17 protein-coding genes are annotated in these 15,148 nt (G+C 66.6%); 10 read left to right on the top strand and 7 right to left on the bottom strand.

The genetic code is table 11. The features are described from left to right. The first annotated feature begins 8 nt into the window (after positions 1 to 8). Positions 9 to 482 (top strand): flavodoxin family protein, encoded by a 474-nt coding sequence (locus AC3WS4_RS07780; RefSeq protein ID WP_492735243.1) that lies wholly within the window; start codon positions 9 to 11, stop codon positions 480 to 482. Positions 483 to 562: 80 nt separating this feature from the next. On the opposite strand, the gene AC3WS4_RS07775 is transcribed toward AC3WS4_RS07780, so the two are convergent. Together AC3WS4_RS07775 and glpX are read right to left on the bottom strand one after the other, a co-directional pair. Beyond that, entirely contained in the window at positions 563 to 1,579 is a 1,017-nt protein-coding gene (locus AC3WS4_RS07775) for a TIR domain-containing protein (protein WP_492735244.1), read from the bottom strand. A 111-nt stretch (positions 1,580 to 1,690) separates the two neighbouring features. Beyond that, positions 1,691 to 2,662, bottom strand: coding sequence for a class II fructose-bisphosphatase (glpX, locus tag AC3WS4_RS07770; RefSeq protein WP_492736592.1), 972 nt, complete (start codon positions 2,660 to 2,662; stop codon positions 1,691 to 1,693). 123 nt (positions 2,663 to 2,785) lie between these two features. On the opposite strand from glpX, the gene AC3WS4_RS07765 reads away from it, so the two are divergent. Further along, positions 2,786 to 3,190 carry a hypothetical protein gene (locus AC3WS4_RS07765; protein ID WP_262408188.1) on the top strand — a complete coding sequence of 135 codons (405 nt, stop codon included), beginning with the start codon at positions 2,786 to 2,788 and terminating at the stop codon, positions 3,188 to 3,190. On the opposite strand, the gene AC3WS4_RS07760 is transcribed toward AC3WS4_RS07765, so the two are convergent. The 3 genes from AC3WS4_RS07760 to AC3WS4_RS07750 all read right to left on the bottom strand — a co-directional run bounded on the left by AC3WS4_RS07760 (position 3,187) and on the right by AC3WS4_RS07750 (position 6,346). Then, complete coding sequence (locus tag AC3WS4_RS07760) at positions 3,187 to 4,014, bottom strand: hypothetical protein (RefSeq protein ID WP_492735245.1); 828 nt, start codon at positions 4,012 to 4,014, stop codon at positions 3,187 to 3,189. The two genes, AC3WS4_RS07765 and AC3WS4_RS07760, sit on opposite strands and share 4 nt — an antisense overlap. 60 nt (positions 4,015 to 4,074) lie before the next feature. Beyond that, positions 4,075 to 5,394: a homoserine dehydrogenase gene (locus tag AC3WS4_RS07755; RefSeq protein WP_492735246.1), complete on the bottom strand. Its 1,320-nt coding sequence runs from the start codon at positions 5,392 to 5,394 to the stop codon at positions 4,075 to 4,077. Between the two features lie 70 nt (positions 5,395 to 5,464). Further along, a complete protein-coding gene (locus AC3WS4_RS07750; RefSeq protein ID WP_492735247.1) occupies positions 5,465 to 6,346 on the bottom strand; it encodes a hypothetical protein in 882 nt (293 codons plus the stop codon). 266 nt (positions 6,347 to 6,612) lie between these two features. Between AC3WS4_RS07750 and AC3WS4_RS07745 the strand changes: the two genes are divergently transcribed. From AC3WS4_RS07745 to AC3WS4_RS07720, 6 genes are all read left to right on the top strand, one after another. Further along, the gene (locus tag AC3WS4_RS07745) at positions 6,613 to 7,269 is read left to right on the top strand and encodes an energy transducer TonB (protein ID WP_492735248.1); all 657 of its coding nucleotides are present in this window, start codon (positions 6,613 to 6,615) and stop codon (positions 7,267 to 7,269) included. A 132-nt stretch (positions 7,270 to 7,401) separates the two neighbouring features. After that, a complete protein-coding gene (locus tag AC3WS4_RS07740) occupies positions 7,402 to 8,151 on the top strand; it encodes a MotA/TolQ/ExbB proton channel family protein (protein ID WP_492736594.1) in 750 nt (249 codons plus the stop codon). A 94-nt stretch (positions 8,152 to 8,245) separates the two neighbouring features. Further along, positions 8,246 to 8,767, top strand: a complete 522-nt coding sequence (locus tag AC3WS4_RS07735) for an ExbD/TolR family protein (RefSeq protein WP_056341475.1) — start codon at positions 8,246 to 8,248, stop codon at positions 8,765 to 8,767. Positions 8,768 to 8,802: 35 nt separating this feature from the next. After that, a complete protein-coding gene (locus AC3WS4_RS07730; protein ID WP_056341472.1) occupies positions 8,803 to 9,228 on the top strand; it encodes an ExbD/TolR family protein in 426 nt (141 codons plus the stop codon). Positions 9,229 to 9,377: 149 nt separating this feature from the next. Beyond that, positions 9,378 to 10,688, top strand: a complete 1,311-nt coding sequence (locus tag AC3WS4_RS07725; RefSeq protein ID WP_492735249.1) for a UDP-glucose dehydrogenase family protein — start codon at positions 9,378 to 9,380, stop codon at positions 10,686 to 10,688. 76 nt (positions 10,689 to 10,764) lie between these two features. Continuing rightward, positions 10,765 to 11,340: a superoxide dismutase family protein gene (locus AC3WS4_RS07720; RefSeq protein ID WP_492735251.1), complete on the top strand. Its 576-nt coding sequence runs from the start codon at positions 10,765 to 10,767 to the stop codon at positions 11,338 to 11,340. A 225-nt stretch (positions 11,341 to 11,565) separates the two neighbouring features. Here AC3WS4_RS07720 and AC3WS4_RS07715 read toward each other — a convergent pair whose 3' ends face one another. Next, positions 11,566 to 13,122 carry an MFS transporter gene (locus AC3WS4_RS07715; protein ID WP_492735252.1) on the bottom strand — a complete coding sequence of 519 codons (1,557 nt, stop codon included), beginning with the start codon at positions 13,120 to 13,122 and terminating at the stop codon, positions 11,566 to 11,568. Between the two features lie 107 nt (positions 13,123 to 13,229). Here AC3WS4_RS07715 and AC3WS4_RS07710 point away from each other — a divergent pair, with 107 nt between their 5' ends. Then, complete coding sequence (locus AC3WS4_RS07710) at positions 13,230 to 13,721, top strand: low molecular weight protein-tyrosine-phosphatase (protein WP_492735254.1); 492 nt, start codon at positions 13,230 to 13,232, stop codon at positions 13,719 to 13,721. On the opposite strand, the gene thpR is transcribed toward AC3WS4_RS07710, so the two are convergent. Beyond that, entirely contained in the window at positions 13,628 to 14,245 is a 618-nt protein-coding gene (thpR, locus tag AC3WS4_RS07705) for an RNA 2',3'-cyclic phosphodiesterase (RefSeq protein WP_492735256.1), read from the bottom strand. The genes AC3WS4_RS07710 and thpR overlap by 94 nt on opposite strands. A 131-nt stretch (positions 14,246 to 14,376) precedes the next feature. Here thpR and AC3WS4_RS07700 point away from each other — a divergent pair, with 131 nt between their 5' ends. Further along, positions 14,377 to 15,108 (top strand): Bax inhibitor-1/YccA family protein, encoded by a 732-nt coding sequence (locus AC3WS4_RS07700; protein WP_056345147.1) that lies wholly within the window; start codon positions 14,377 to 14,379, stop codon positions 15,106 to 15,108. Positions 15,109 to 15,148: the final 40 nt, after the last annotated feature.

The following is a 15,148-nucleotide window of genomic DNA, read 5'->3' as shown; positions in this document are numbered from 1 at the left end:
ATCGGCACATGACCGACGCGCTCCTCATCATCTGGCACAGCCGCACCGGCGGCAGCCGTGCCCTCGCCGAAGCGGCGGCGGAGGGCGGCGGCCGGCTTGTCGCCGCCGCCGAGGCGACGGCGGACGATCTGATCGCCGCCGGCGGCTATCTCTTTATCGGCCCCGAAAATCTCGCCGCGCTGTCGGGCGCGATGAAGGAGATGTTCGACCGCAACTATTATCCCTGCCTCGGGAAACTCGAAGGCCGCCCCTACGCCACGATCATCTGCGCGGGATCGGACGGCGAGGGCGCCCAGCGCCAGCTCGACCGCATCGCGACCGGCTGGCGGTTGAAACGCGTGGCCGATCCGCTGATCGTGAACACCGCGGCGCAGACACCCGAGGCGATCCTGGCCCCCAAGACGATAGCGCCCGGCCGCCTTGGCGAAGCCCGCGACCTTGGCGCGACGCTGGCGGAAGGCATTGCGGCCGGGATTTTCTGACGAACCGGTCGTTCGATCCATGCCATGCGGTTGGTGCCGTGCGGGCCAAACCCCTGCGGCCCGAGCGGCGACCCGCCCCGCTATTGAGCCGCTTCGCTGTCCAGCGACGCGCGCTGCGCATCGAGGACAATGATGCGTTGCTGCATCGCATCGACGAGGCAGGCCTTGTCGTTGCAACGATCGCGCTCCCCGATACGCCAGCCATTTTGTTCGGCGGCGATCTGCTGGCGAAGCGGGCCGGCGGATCGGTCGAGCTGGCGATAGGCGCGGTTCAGATCGCGGTCGAGCGCCGCCAGTTCCTCGTCGCCGCAAATCAGCTTTTCGGCGCGCGCGGCGGCATATTTGCAATTGAAGCTCGGCGGGGTTTCCAGCGCCGGAACCGATGCGGTCTGCTCGGCGGGGGCGGGCGCGGGCGTCGGCGGGGTTTCGGGTTTCGCCGAGGGTGCGACGGTCGCCTCGCCGGTATCGGGGGCGGCCGTCCGTTCGCCGCCGCCGCGCATGAACAACATGGCGCCGAGCAAGGCGACGGCGATCAGCAGCGCGCCGATGATCAGCGTCCGGACCGACACGCTGGCGGGTCCCGCGGCCGGCTCGCCGGCCGCCTGCGACAGGATCGCGGCGTGCAGATTGTCGGCGGTCTCCGACGTGGCGGCGAGGGCGGGCACCGGCGGGACAGGGCCAGGCGCGCCGATCCCGGCCAGCTGGTGCGCCTTCACGGCGATCCGCGCGATCGAATCGTCGCGTTTCTCCAGCCAGTCGATCCATTGCGCGCTCGCGAGGTGATAGGCGAGGTCGTCGGGAACGATCTCTTCGAGGCGCAGGGGAATGATGGCCTTATGCGCGCTGTCGGCCAGAATCAGCTCGCGTTTCACATGCGGGCTCTTGTCGGACTGGCTGCAGAAGAGCAGCAGGACCCCTTCCGAATCGCGGATCGCTTTCATGATCGCGGTATCGAACGCTTCGCCGGGGCCGATGTCGCGCGGTGCGATCCAGCAATCGACGCCATGACGGGCCAGCGCCTTCTCGACGTGCAGCGCCACATCATATTTGCTCGAATGATGGCTGACGAACAGCCTCGGACGCTTCGCTTCTTCCATAGCTATCCTCTCAGTCCCCCTGCGCCTCGATGTACGGCATCGACCGTGATGGGAAGTCGAATTCTCTGTCGTGGCGCGGGGGCGTCGGTCGGCAACGGAATGTCGGGCCGTTCACCCCTCGCGGTGTTCGCCCTTGACCCAGCGCACCGTGCCCGACGACGCGCGCATCACGACGGTTTCGGTGGTCATCACCCCGTCGCGGCGGTGCTTGACCCCGCGCAGCAGCGATCCGTCGGTCACGCCGGTCGCGGCGAAGATGACATCGCCCTTGGCGAGGTCTTCGAGGTCATAGACGCGATCGAGGTCCTCGACGCCCCATTTGGCGGCACGGCGGCGCTCGTCGTCGTTGCGGAACAGCAGGCGGCCCTTGAACTGGCCGCCGACGCAGCGCAGCGCCGCGGCGGCGAGCACGCCCTCGGGGGCGCCGCCGCTGCCCATATAGATGTCGATATTGGTTTCGGGATTGGTCGTCGCGATCACGCCGGCGACATCGCCGTCGGGGATCAGCGCGACGCCGCAGCCCAGCGCGCGCAGTTCGGCGATCATCGCCTCGTGGCGCGGGCGGTCGAGCACGCACACCATGATGCCGTCGGCGCCGCAGCCCTTTTCGCGCGCCACCGCCTCGACATTCTCGCGGATGCTGTTGTCGAAATTGACGATGTTCGGCGAATAGCCGGCGCCGACCGCCAGCTTGTCCATATAGACGTCGGGGGCGTTGAGCAGGCAGCCTTCCTCGGCGATCGCCAGCACCGCGAGCGCGTTCGGCCCGGCCTTGGCGGTGATCGTCGTGCCTTCCAGCGGGTCGACCGCGATGTCGATCTTCGGACCCTTGCCCGGCGCATTGCCGACCTTTTCGCCGATGAAGAGCATCGGTGCCTCGTCGCGTTCGCCTTCGCCGATGACGATCGTGCCGTCCATATAGAGGGTGTTGAATGCGGTGCGCATCGCCTCGACGGCGGCGGCATCGGCGGCCTTTTCGTCGCCGCGGCCGATCAGCTTCGCGGCGGCGATCGCCGCGGCTTCGGTGACGCGCACCATTTCGAGCACGAGCACCCGGTCGAGATTGCTGCCGGTCTTCGTCATCTTCGCCACTCTCCGTCTTTACTTGTTCCGCCGCATGGGCATGGTGCGCGCCATATGGTCGCCCGCGCCGCTTGTCGAGAATACATCCGTCGATTCGGCGTCGCTCTCGCCGCCGCCTGTGTCATGGCTGTGACGCCCGTCGCCGCGCAGGTGCAGGGTCCGCCCGCGCCCCGGCCCGCGCGCGATGCCGAAAGCGCCGCCGCCAACGCCAAGGACCTGGTCGATCCGATCAAGCGCTGCAAACCCGCCGAGGATGGATCGATCAACGTCTGCGGCAGCGACACCGACCGCCACCGGCTGTCGCCCGAACTGCGCGCGATCGCCGGGGTGGGAAAATCGACGAAGGACAGCCGACCGCCGGCGCCGGGCATCAACCCGACGCCATTGGACAAATTGCCCCACAACTGGATGTCGATGGGCGGCCGCTACAAACCCGGCCCCGAATATAATCATCTCTATGAAATGGCGAAGCGTGCGACCGACCCCGACACCGGGGTGCCGCCGCCGCCCGAGGACCCCGAGCCCTAGGCGAAAACCTCGGCCGCCGTCGCGCCCGGCTGCGACGCGCGATAGAGGCCGGCTGGAACCAGCAACTGCCCGATGAAATAGGTACCGAGCAAGAGCACCCAAGCGACGCTCATCATCGTTTCGATCAGGCTGCCCGGCGCATTGTTGATGATGACCATGCCGTGGACCACGGCCAGTCCGCCGAACGCGATGCCGAACGCAAGATTATAGAGCAGGAAGAAACCGAACAGCCACCATTGGGCGCTTGCCGTGCGTTGCCATGATTCGACATAGGGCGAAAAGGGCTCGAGCCGCCCGCCTGCAGCCATGATCGGCCCGACGAGGCAGAAGCGCGCAAGGAGCCACGATCCGATCAGCGAATAGACGAGCTGGCGGATCGAGGACACGGCCGGACTCGCCGCCGCCCATTCGTTGACGCCGACCGCGAGCATGACCGGCAGCACCAGCACCAGCGCGACGACCAGATAGAGTAGCAGATAAGCGAGGAGATAGGCGACGCCCGCGACCATCCCGTACATGATCTCGGAAATATAGCCTTCGCGCATCTCGGCGAGCAGCGCGTTCCACGCCGCCAGCATCGCGCCGAAGACGATGACCAGGACGATGCCGAGCAGATAGAGCGGCCCGGTGATCGATCCGCCGACGCGGTTGGTCCAGGGGTCGGAAACGATCGCCATGATGTTGCGCAGGCTGAAGATCGGATCGCTCGACAGCAGCAGGAAGGGGAAGACCACCCCCAGCGCCGCATAGACGAGCAGCGCCTGCCAATGCGCGCCCGCCAGCGCCCGCGCTTCGGCCAGCCCGCGTCCGATCTCTATCGTCATGATATCGCCCCCTGTTCCCCATGGGCATGGGTAGCAGGGGCGAAGGCCATTTCAAGCGGGCTAGAGCGCCAGGATCGGCATGTGCATCGGCGCGCCGACGACATGGTCCGACGCCGCGAGCGTGGCGAGCGCCGCCGCGATCGCGCGCGCCGGGCCTTCGTGGGTGACGATCGCGATGACGACGCCGTCGTCCTTCTCGGTGCCGCGCTGGATGAAGCTTTCGATCGACACCCCGGCGTCGCGCATCGCGGTGGCGATTTCGGCGAGCACGCCGATGCGGTCCTCGACGACCAGCCGGACATAATGTTTGCCGACCCGCGCCCCGGCGTCGGCGGCGGGTGCCTCGTCGAGCGCATCGACCGGCATCGCGAAGGCGGGACCATATTCGTCGCGTGCGATGTCGATGATGTCGGCGACGATCGCCGACGCCGTCGGCCCCGCGCCCGCGCCCGCGCCCTCGAAGAACAGCCGCCCGACAAAATTACCCTCGGCGACCACCGCGTTGAGCGCGCCGGGGACATAGGCGAGCGGATGGTCGGCGGGCACCAGGCACGGCTGGACATGCTGATACAGGCCGCTGCCATCGCGTTCGGCCATGCCGATCAGGCGGACGCGGTGTCCCAAGGCTTCGGCCTCGCGGATATCCGCCGCGATCAGGTCGCGGATGCCGCCCGTCGCGACCGCGCCGATGTCGAGCTTCGTCCCGAAACACAGCGCCGCGAGGATCGACAATTTGTGGGCTGCGTCGATGCCGTCGACGTCGAAGGTCGGGTCGGCCTCGGCATAACCCTCGGCCTGCGCCGCGGCGAGCGCGTCGGCAAAGCTCGCGCCGTTGCGCTCCATTTGTGTGAGGATATAATTGCAGGTGCCGTTGAGGATGCCATAGACGCGCGCGATCGCGTTCGCTGACGCGCCCTCGCGGATCGCCTTGATCACCGGGATGCCGCCCGCGACCGCGGCTTCATATTTCAGCGGCGTGTCGCTCGCCTCGGCGAGCCGCGCGAGGTCGAGTCCGTGATGCGCGATCATCGCCTTGTTCGCGGTGACCAGCGCCTTGCCCGCGCCCAGCGTATGCCGCGCCAGTGTCAGCGCCATGCCGTCGGCGCCGCCGATCATCTCGACCACGACATCGACATCGTCGGCCGCGACCAGGGCGTCGAGATCATCCTCCCAGCGATAGGCCGACAGATCGACGCCGCGGTCCTTGTGGCGGTCGCGCGCCGACAGCGCGACGATCTCGATCGCGCGCCCGGCGCGACGTGCGATCAGGTCGCGGTTGACCTGCAGCAGGCGGACGACGCCGCCGCCGACGACGCCAAGCCCGGCGAGTGCGACGCGCAGCGGCGGGCGCGGGGCAGCGGGGGCGGGGGAAGGCGACATGCAGGCACTCCTTATATATAGAGCCTGCGCCCCTATCGGCTTTTACCGAGGAAACAAGAGTGGAGGAGGCTTAGCCCGCCGGCGGCTTTCTCGTCCGCGTGCAGTCGCCGAGCGCGCCGAGCACGATGCCATAGTCCGACGCCGCCTTGCGGCGATCCTCGGGGGGCGTGCCCGCCAGCTTGGCGAGCGGCAACTGGCGCGGCAGCCCGCAGGCGAGCCGGTACCAGGCGAGCGTGTCGCGCGCCGGCACCGCCGCCGATCCGTCGACGATCTCGCCGAACGCCGCCGCCCAGCGCCGCGATCCGTCGGCGCTGGTCAGGATGGTCAGCGACATCGGCTCGCCGGTCGCGGTGTCGAAGAACAACTGGGTCTCGCCTTCGCCCGGCAGCGTGCCCGGCACATGGAAGCCGTTGGCGAAGCCGCTGATCGCGGGCGCCGCGCCCGGCTTGACCAGCTCGGTCAGGATCGCGCGCAGCCGCGCCTCGGTCGCGGGGTCCCACGGCAGCTGGGCGTCGGGCGCGACCAGCCGGATGCTGTTCGTGCTCGTCGATCCCGCCGCGCCCGCCGCGACCGGGCGCGCGAAGAGCAGGACGGGCTGCTTCTTTTTCAGCTTCACCGGCTTGCCATTGGCGCCCAGCGGCAGGTCCACCAGGTAAGATATGCGCGCCGCCAGCGGCCCCTTGCCGCGAATCAGCCCGATGACGTCGGCCTCGACATAGAATCGGCTCGAACCCGCGGCGACGCCGGGCGCCCGCTCGGGTTTGAGCGCGGTGGCCGACGCGATGCGCGCATGGATCGCCATCGGCGCCGCGGTGGCGAGATCGGCGACGTCGGCATAGCTGTACGGGCTCGGCGGCGGTGCGGCGGCGGGCGCCTGCATCGCGGAAACCGCCGGGATTCCGCCGCTTAAGCCGGCCAGGGCGATCGCGATGGCGGGAAGGAGCTTGCGCATGGTGGGTCCACTTTCTGTTTGTCATTGACACCGGTTGCGGTGGCGGCGTGCCATCTTGGCGCGCGCCACATTAACCGCTGATAAAGGGTTTGCGAACTTGCCGCCACCGCGATAGGACGTCCGACGAAGCGTCCGGCATAGAACATAATAGCCGGAAGCCGCCCGCCGGGTCTGCGGAACGCATCGGAATTATCCGGGCATTTGGCAACTCCCCCCGACGGTTTGGATTGGTGTCAGGATGATCTAGCAAGGAGCGTCGTTCCTGAATGGCTTATGGTGATAGTGTCGACCCTAAAAACAGGGTAGTGGCGATCGTCTTGGTGGGACTGCTGACGGCGGGACTGGGCTACGGCCTGGTCAACGGCCTGAATATCAGCATCGTCAAGAAGCTCGCCGAAAAATTGGATGTGGTGGACGTCGAAGAACCGCCGCCGCCCGAGGAGCCGCCGCCGCCGCCGCCGCCGGACAATGTCCTGCCGCCGCCGCCGCCGGTCGTGACTCCGCCGTCGCCGTTCCCGCCGCCGGTGGCTGCGCCGCAGATTCAGTCGGTGCGCGAGCCGCCTCCGGCGCCGCCGCCGCCGGTCTATATCCCGCCCGCGCCGCCGGCTCCGCCGCCGACGGCGGACCTGAGCGCCGCCGGTACGCCGCGCGGCAACCCCGGGCGCTGGGCGACCAACGACGATTATCCGGCCCGTGCCATGCGCGAAGAGCGCGAGGGGACGACCGGTTTCCGCGTCACGTACAGCGCCGACGGCCGGATCACCTCCTGTGATGTGACCTCGTCGAGCGGTCATGCGGATCTCGATGCCGAGACCTGCAAGCTCATCACGCGTCGCGGCCGGTTCAACCCGGGCAAGGACCGTGCGGGCAACCCGACGGGCGGTACCTACAGCAACCGCATCCGCTGGCAGATTCCGCGTTGATCGGAACCGGGCCCAGCGATCTGGGCCCAACGATCTGGATTTTTAGTTTTTGACGAAATTTTGAGAGGGAATACCACGATGATCAATCTGATTGCGACCGCCGCCGCCGCGGGTCACCGGAGCTACGGCATGATGCCGTCTTCGTTCTGCGAAGCAAAGCTCGCCGACCCCACCAACAAATATGGCGTCTTCCCGGCGCTGTGCGAAGGCGGCTGGATCACGCAGCTGACCGGCCTGGTGCTGGTCATCATGTTCATGGGCACGCTCTACATCCTGTTCACCAAGCTGTTCGAACAGAATAAGGTGATGAACCAGGGCAAGGCCGTCGACGTCAATTTCTGGCGCGCGCCGACCCTCGCCGAGGGTGCTGCGAAGCTCGAAAAGAACAGCGCCTATCGCCAGGTCGTCGAAGACGGCCTGCGCGCCAACGAAGAGCACACCAAGCTGACCGATCCCGTCGAAGCGCATGACTGGATGCACGGCACGCTCGAGCGTTCGCAGAACCACATCAACTCGCAGCTCAACTCTGGTCTCGCCTTCCTCGCGACCGTCGGTTCGACCGCACCGTTCGTCGGTCTGTTCGGTACCGTTATCGGCATTCTGAACGCGCTCGTGAAGATCGGTGCGTCGGGTCAGGCGTCGATCGACGCGGTTGCCGGTCCCGTCGGTGAAGCGCTCATCATGACCGCCGTCGGCCTGATCGTCGCGGTTCCCGCGGTGCTCGCGTTCAACTGGCTGCAGAGCCGCAACAAGGCGATCAGCCGCCGTCTGTCGACCTTCTCGAACGACGTTCTCGGCTCGATCATGTCGGGCGGCCAGGTGAAGCCGGCCGTCGTTGCTCCGGCAAAGGCTGCCCCGGCCGCCGCGCCGAAGAAGGCCTGATTATCTGGCGACCCGGTGTCCGTCGCCGCCCTTCGGGGCTGGCGCCGGACACCGGGTCGTCCCGTGTAACTATTTGTGACAGGATGCTGATCCTATGTCGATGAGTGTAGGCGATAAGGGCGGCGAAGACGCCCCCATGTCCGACATCAACACGACGCCGCTCGTGGACATCATGCTTGTGTTGCTCATCATCTTCCTCATCACGGTTCCCGTGGTGCTGGAGACGGTGAACCTCAAGCTGCCCGACGTGGTATTCGAGGCGACGACGACCAAGCCTGAAAACGTGCTGTTGTCGGTGCGTTCGGGCGATACCGACGGCGACGGCCAACCCAACCCCGAAAGCACCGCGTGTGAAGTCTATTGGGGCCAGACCCCGGTCGATTCCAAAGAGCTGCTGAAAAAGGGCCAGGACAAGCTCGAGAAGCTGATCAAGGATATCGGCGGCGTCGAAAACATTACCGAGGAAAATTTCCCCGAAGTGCATATCCGCGGCGACATCAACACGCCGTACCAGTGCATCGGCGGGGTGATCTACACCATGCAATATGCTGGTTTCCAGAAGATCGGCTTCATTTCCGAACCGGCTCCTGGCTCGGGGACGCTGGCGCGCATGTAAGCGCGTTCCGCCACAAGCTATGAAGGAATAAACGCATGTCCATGGCAGTTGGAGATCGGGACGAAAACGAACCGATGATGGAGATGAACACGACGCCGCTGATCGACGTCATGCTCGTGCTCCTCATCATGTTCATCATCACGATCCCGCCCCAGACCCACGCGGTGAAGATCGACCTTCCGGTTCCGACCGACGCAAAGAACAACGTCGATCCGGTAAAGAACAAGGTCATGATCGATCCGCGCGGGACGATCACCTGGAACGGCGCGCCGGTCGATCTGGCGACGCTCGAAAGCTATCTGCTCGAAACCAAGCAGCTGGCGGTCGAACCCGAACTCCAGGTGCAGCCTGATCCCTACGCACGCTATATCGTCGTCGATCGCGTGATGGCGGTGATCAAGCGCAGCGGCGTCGGCAAGCTCGGCTTCGTCGGCAACGAACAATATGCGCGTGTCTTCTGATCGCTGATCGAAGCGACGTGAACAGGCAGGGGGCCGCGAAGCAATTCGCGGCCCTTTCCCTTTGGGCGCTTTGGCTTTAAGGACGCGCCGCATCCCCTCTCCCCGTGCGCCCCACCCGCGCCGACACCAGCAGCAAAAGGGCTTCGCAGATGAAAATCGCCATGATCGGAACGGGCTATGTCGGCCTGGTTTCGGGTGCCTGCTTCTCCGATTTCGGCCATGACGTGGTGTGCGTCGACAAGGACGCGTCCAAGATCGACGCGCTGCACGCGGGCCGCATGCCGATTTACGAACCAGGTCTCGATGCGCTCGTCGCGGCGAATGTCGCCGCCGGCCGCCTGTCGTTCACCACCGAACTCGCCCCCGCAGTCGCCGACGCCGACGCGGTGTTCATCGCCGTCGGCACCCCGTCGCGGCGCGGCGACGGCCATGCCGATCTGTCCTATGTCTTCGGCGCCGCCGAGGAGCTCGCCGCCACCCTCGACCATGACTGCGTCATCGTCACCAAGTCGACCGTTCCGGTCGGCACCGGCGACGAGGTAGAGCGCATCCTGCGCGAAGGCTCGGCGGGGCGCAGCCACAGCGTCGCCTCGAACCCCGAATTCCTGCGTGAAGGCGCCGCGATCGGCGATTTCAAGCGCCCCGACCGCATCGTCATCGGTGCCGAGGATGCCCGTGGCGAGGCGGTGCTGCGCGAAGTCTATCGCCCGCTCTTCCTCAACGAAGCGCCGATCCTCGTCACCCGCCGCCGCACCGCGGAAATGATCAAATATGCCGCGAACGCCTTTCTCGCAACCAAGATCACCTTCATCAACGAGATCGCCGACCTGTGCGAGGCCGTCGGTGCCGAGGTGCAGGACGTCGCGCGCGGCATCGGCCTCGACAACCGGATCGGCGGCAAATTCCTCCACGCCGGCCCCGGCTACGGTGGCAGCTGTTTCCCCAAGGACACGCTGGCGCTGCTCAAGACCGCGCAGGACCATGACGTGCCGCTGCGTCTCGTCGAGGCGACGGTGCTCGCCAACGACCTGCGCAAGCGCGCGATGGGGCGCAAGATCGTCACCGCGCTCGGCGGCAATGCGCGCGGCAAGACCGTCGCCCTGCTCGGGCTGACGTTCAAGCCGAACACCGACGACATGCGTGATTCGCCCAGCCTCGCGATCGTCCAGACGCTGGTCGATGCCGGCGCGCGGGTCACCGCCTACGATCCCGAAGGCATGGACATCGCGGCGCCAATGATGCCCGATGTCGAGATGAAGGCGAGCGCCTATGCCGCCGCCGACGGCGCCGATGCGGTGGCGATCGTCACCGAATGGGACGCCTTCCGTGCGCTCGACCTCGCCCGCCTCGGCGCGGGCATGGCCGACAAATTGCTCGTCGACCTGCGCAACATCTATCGCCGCGAAGAAGTGGCGCGCCACGGCTTCCGTCACATCGCTATTGGAACCCGCGGCGAATAAAGGCATCATCGCCGCCGGGAACGAAAGCCGCCGCCGCGGCTTTGCGATTCCGATGGTTTTTCCGGGGAGCAGAAGCATGACGATCCGTTCGACCTTTGGCCGCAACATGACCATCGGCGCCGTCGCCCTGTCGGCGCTCGCGCTGTCGGGCTGCGACCTGATCGGCCAGAAAAAGGATCCAGCATCGAATTTGCCCGTTCCCGACGCGAGCGCGCCGCTGTTCGACGCACGCGGCGCCGACCGCGGCCGCGTCGACATCTTCCGCGATAGCGACGGCCTGCGCCTCGAACTCGTCGCGCGCGGTTTCGCCGCCGGGACCTATGGCATGCACGTCCATGCTGTCGGGTTGTGCGATGCGCCGAAATTCACCACCGCCGGTCCGCACTGGAATCCGACGAGCGCCCAGCACGGCCGCGACAATCCGCTCGGCGCGCATCATGGCGACATGCCCAACCTCGTCATCGAACCCGACACGATCGGCCGCGCGACGCTGCGGATCGTCGGTACGCGCCTGACGGGCGACGGTGGCCTCCTCGATGCCGACGGTGCGGCCTTCGTGATCCATGCCAAGCCCGACGATTACAAGACCGACCCCAGCGGCAACAGCGGCGACCGCATCGTCTGCGGCGTGATCGCCGCCAAAGCGGGTTAGTCCGGAAACGGGCGGGAGCGCCCTATCGATCCTCCCTGTGGCCGCAGGCCATGGGGAGGGGGACCGCCGCGAAGCGGTGGTGGAGGGGCCGAAAGGTTGCACGACGCCTGACGGCGTCGGCCCCTCCGTCAGCGGCTGTGTCGCTGCCACCTCCCCATCGCTTCGCGACAGGGAGGGGTGTTATGTCCGCTTCTCACATCTCAAAATCGGCCCCGTCGGGTGATTTTAAACCCGCGCGCGCTCGGCGATCGTCGCCTCGGCCCGCGGCACCGCGCGATAAGCATAGATCAACAGCCCGAGTGCGATCGGCGCGACACCGATCAGCGACAATATGCCCATGCGCAGGTCGCCGGCGATAACCGAAATCTGCCCGACCATATACGGGCCGAACGACAGGCCGACCAGCGTCGTGCCGAGGAAGAAGGCGGCGGTCGCGGTACCGCGCATCCGCGGCAGCACCAGGTCCTGGGTCGTTGCCGCCGCCGCGCCGAGCGCGGTCGCGCCGAACGCCCCGGCGAGGAAATTCATCACATAGAACAGCGTCGGGTCGGGGGTCGTATAGCCGATCCAGATCGGGGCCACCGGCGCGACTACGCCGAACATGATCATCACGATGCGGCCCGCGGGGTTTCGCGCGCGCAGATAGTCGGCGATCCGCCCGCCGATGATGACCCCGACGAAACCACTGATCGCCCCGTTCGCGCCCAGCCAGAACGCCAGTTCCTTCTTGGGAATGCCCAGCACCGTCTCGGCATAGGGCGCCGACCAGAAGGCGAGCGCATAGGCGGCGAGGCTGACGAGGCCATAGCCGAGCGTGGTGCAGATGAAGGCGGGCGTCCCCCAGATCAGGCGGAAGGTCGCGGGATCGTGCGCGCGCAGGGTGCTGGCCCACGAAAAAACGGCATAATAGCCGAGCGCGACCGCCATCCATTGCGCTTCGTTCGCCGTGAGTTCGATCATCCACCAGGCGAAGGCGGACACGGCGATCGCGACCCCGATGTTGATCGCCAGCGCCGCCGGGCCGCGCTTCCACGCCCCCCACAGCGTCAGCGGCGGAACGATCATCGACAAATCCTTGCCGAACTCGCGGAAAGGGCTTGGCGAACTCGGGCTCGCCACCCCGTCCATCGCGCCGCGCACCGGCTCGCGAAGCGTCGCGACCCACAGCGCGACGATCAGGCCGGGGATGCCGACCGCGAGGAACGCCGCCTGCCAGCCGACCAGTCCCAGCGGTCCGCCCGCGGGATAGGCCCGGCCCCATGTCTCGACGATCAGCGCGCCGATGAACAGCGACACGCCGCCGCCGATGTACAGCCCCGACGAATAGATCGCGAGCGCGGTCGCCTTCTGCCGCTTCGGGAAATAGTCCGAGATCAGCGAGTAAGCGGTGGGGCTGGCGGTCGCTTCGCCGATGCCGACGCCCATGCGGGCGAGCGTCAGGGTCAGCTTGTTGTAGGCGAAGCCCGACAGCGCGGTCATCGCCGACCACAGGGTCAGGCCGATCGACAGCAATTTCACCCGGCTCCAATTGTCGGCGAGCCGGCCGAGCGGGATGCCGAACAGCGCGTAAAAGACCGCGAAGGCGGCGCCGCCGAGGAAGCCGAGGTCGCCATCGTCGAGGCCCAGGTCGGCTTTGACGTCGACCGCGAGGATGCTCAGGATCTGCCGGTCGATGAAGTTCAGGATATAGACGACGACCAGCACCGCCAGCACATACCAGCTATAGCCGGTAGCGCGCGGCTCGGCGGGAACCGGCGCGCCGGTCGTGTCGTTCTCGGCCATCTGGCAACCCTCTCCCTGACCCATTATCTGTTATGGCCCATGGCTAGCAGAGCCGAACGACGGCGCAAGTTGAAAGTCGGTTCAACTTTACAGGAAGGATCGGCGATATGCGCGATGATCGAGAAGTTACGGCCCCCGCGATCCTCTTCCTCTGCCTCGGCAACATTTGCCGCTCGCCGCTCGCCGAGGGTGCGGCGCGCGCCGCCTTCGCCGATGCGGGCATCGCCGCGACGCTCGATTCGGCGGGCACCGGCGACTGGCATGTCGGGCGCCCGCCCGACCCGCGCGCCTTGGCCGAAGCGCGGCGCTGCGGCGTCGACATCTCGGATCTGCGCGCCCGCCAGCTCGCGCCCGGCGACTTCACCCGCTTCGACCTGATCCTCGCCGCTGATGCCGAAAACCTGCGCGCCGCCCGCGCCCTCGCGCCCGCCGATGCGACCGCGCGGCTGATGCTGATGCTCGACCTGGTGCGGGGCCGCGCCGGTGACAGCGTCACCGATCCCTATTATGGCGCGGACGACGGCTTTGCCGAAACCTGGGACGATGTCAGCGCGGTCGCGGCGGCACTGGTCGTCGATGCCACTGGATCGAGCGGATAGCGCGCGACGGGGTGATAGCGCGATCCGCCATGCCCCATCTCGCTTTCGTACAAGGTGACATGGTCAAAGGTGAAGGGCGCGCTCGCGAGGTCGCTGTGCAGTGCCAGGAAGGGCGCGACGGGTCCTGAACCGCGATTAAGCCGGGCCATCGTGACATGCGGGACAAAGGCGCGCGTTTCGGGCGCCACCCCGACGCGCGTCAGCAACTGGTCGACCTTGCGGTGTAGCGCCGCGATCGCATCATGCGGTTCGACCCCGGCCCAGATCATGTGCGGGCGGCCGTGATGCTCGAACAGGTCGACCCCGGCGATCCGTGCCATGATGGCGGGGGTGTGCAGCGCACCGAGCGCGGCGGCGATATCTTCGGCGCGGTGATGGTCGACTTCGCCGATGAAGCGCAAAGTCAGGTGCAGCTGGTCGTCGATCTGCCAGCGCGCGCCCGAAATGCCGTGCATCGCGGCGATCAGCGCGGCGCGGGCGGCGTGCGGCGGGCGCAGCGCGACGAACAGGCGGTGGGTCGACATGGCGGACCCAGCATAAGCGCTTGCGGTGGCACGCGGAAAGCCTCTTGTCCGGTTTCGCTTGAAAGCGCGGGAAAAAATAACGATATTGTGGCCATGGCCGGTATGGGCTGGCCAATGATGGAGTGAAAACAATGGCTAATTGGAACGACCCCAATATGGCGGCTTCCGGTTTTGGCGCCGCAGCGACTGCAACGGACCAGGCCGTCGATGCCGGCCTGCGGTCGTACATGCTGTCGGTTTACAACTATATGGCATCGGGCGTGCTGCTCACCGGCATCGTCGCCCTGCTCGCTTTCCAGTCGGGCTTCACCGCTTCGATGGTGACCAGTCCGCTGTGGTTCGTCGTCGCGCTGGCGCCGCTGGCCTTCGTGCTGGTGCTTAGCTTCGGCATCAACAAGCTGTCGACCGCCGCGATGCAAGGCCTTTTCTGGGCCTTTGCCGTGGTGATGGGCCTGTCGATGTCGACGATCTTCCTGCGCTTCGGCATGGGTTCGATTGCCCAGACCTTCTTCGCGACGGCCGCTGCCTTCGCGGGTCTCAGCCTCTATGGCTATACGACCAAGAAGGACCTGTCGGGCTTCGGCACCTTCCTGATCATGGGCGTCATCGGCATCATCGTCGCCATGCTGCTCAACGCCTTCATCTTCCAGTCGCCCGCGCTGATGCTGGCAATCAGCATCGTCGGCGTGCTCGTGTTCGCGGGCCTCACCGCCTATGACACGCAGAAGATCAAGAGCATGTATTTCTACGTCCGCGGGACGGACATGATGGGCAAGACCGTGATTATGGGGGCGTTGAACCTCTATCTCGACTTCGTCAACATGTTCACCTTCCTGCTCAACCTGCTGGGCAGCCGCGACTGAGCGGACGGATGACCAACTGATGCAAGGAGCCCGGCGGAGC

It is taken from the genome of Sphingopyxis sp. EU05-FHT14B03, from assembly GCF_058790875.1.
The sequence above is the reverse complement of the archived record's forward strand: the minus strand, read 5'-3'. Positions and strand labels throughout refer to the sequence as shown.

Coding starts and splice junctions, on each gene's coding strand:
- AC3WS4_RS07780 (WP_492735243.1), top strand. CDS start 9: ATGACCGACGCGCTCCTCATCATCTGGCACAGCCGCACCGGCGGCAGC.
- AC3WS4_RS07775 (WP_492735244.1), bottom strand. CDS start 1,579: ATGGAAGAAGCGAAGCGTCCGAGGCTGTTCGTCAGCCATCATTCGAGC.
- glpX (WP_492736592.1), bottom strand. CDS start 2,662: ATGACGAAGACCGGCAGCAATCTCGACCGGGTGCTCGTGCTCGAAATG.
- AC3WS4_RS07765 (WP_262408188.1), top strand. CDS start 2,786: ATGGCTGTGACGCCCGTCGCCGCGCAGGTGCAGGGTCCGCCCGCGCCC.
- AC3WS4_RS07760 (WP_492735245.1), bottom strand. CDS start 4,014: ATGACGATAGAGATCGGACGCGGGCTGGCCGAAGCGCGGGCGCTGGCG.
- AC3WS4_RS07755 (WP_492735246.1), bottom strand. CDS start 5,394: ATGTCGCCTTCCCCCGCCCCCGCTGCCCCGCGCCCGCCGCTGCGCGTC.
- AC3WS4_RS07750 (WP_492735247.1), bottom strand. CDS start 6,346: ATGCGCAAGCTCCTTCCCGCCATCGCGATCGCCCTGGCCGGCTTAAGC.
- AC3WS4_RS07745 (WP_492735248.1), top strand. CDS start 6,613: ATGGCTTATGGTGATAGTGTCGACCCTAAAAACAGGGTAGTGGCGATC.
- AC3WS4_RS07740 (WP_492736594.1), top strand. CDS start 7,402: ATGCCGTCTTCGTTCTGCGAAGCAAAGCTCGCCGACCCCACCAACAAA.
- AC3WS4_RS07735 (WP_056341475.1), top strand. CDS start 8,246: ATGTCGATGAGTGTAGGCGATAAGGGCGGCGAAGACGCCCCCATGTCC.
- AC3WS4_RS07730 (WP_056341472.1), top strand. CDS start 8,803: ATGTCCATGGCAGTTGGAGATCGGGACGAAAACGAACCGATGATGGAG.
- AC3WS4_RS07725 (WP_492735249.1), top strand. CDS start 9,378: ATGAAAATCGCCATGATCGGAACGGGCTATGTCGGCCTGGTTTCGGGT.
- AC3WS4_RS07720 (WP_492735251.1), top strand. CDS start 10,765: ATGACGATCCGTTCGACCTTTGGCCGCAACATGACCATCGGCGCCGTC.
- AC3WS4_RS07715 (WP_492735252.1), bottom strand. CDS start 13,122: ATGGCCGAGAACGACACGACCGGCGCGCCGGTTCCCGCCGAGCCGCGC.
- AC3WS4_RS07710 (WP_492735254.1), top strand. CDS start 13,230: ATGCGCGATGATCGAGAAGTTACGGCCCCCGCGATCCTCTTCCTCTGC.
- thpR (WP_492735256.1), bottom strand. CDS start 14,245: ATGTCGACCCACCGCCTGTTCGTCGCGCTGCGCCCGCCGCACGCCGCC.
- AC3WS4_RS07700 (WP_056345147.1), top strand. CDS start 14,377: ATGGCTAATTGGAACGACCCCAATATGGCGGCTTCCGGTTTTGGCGCC.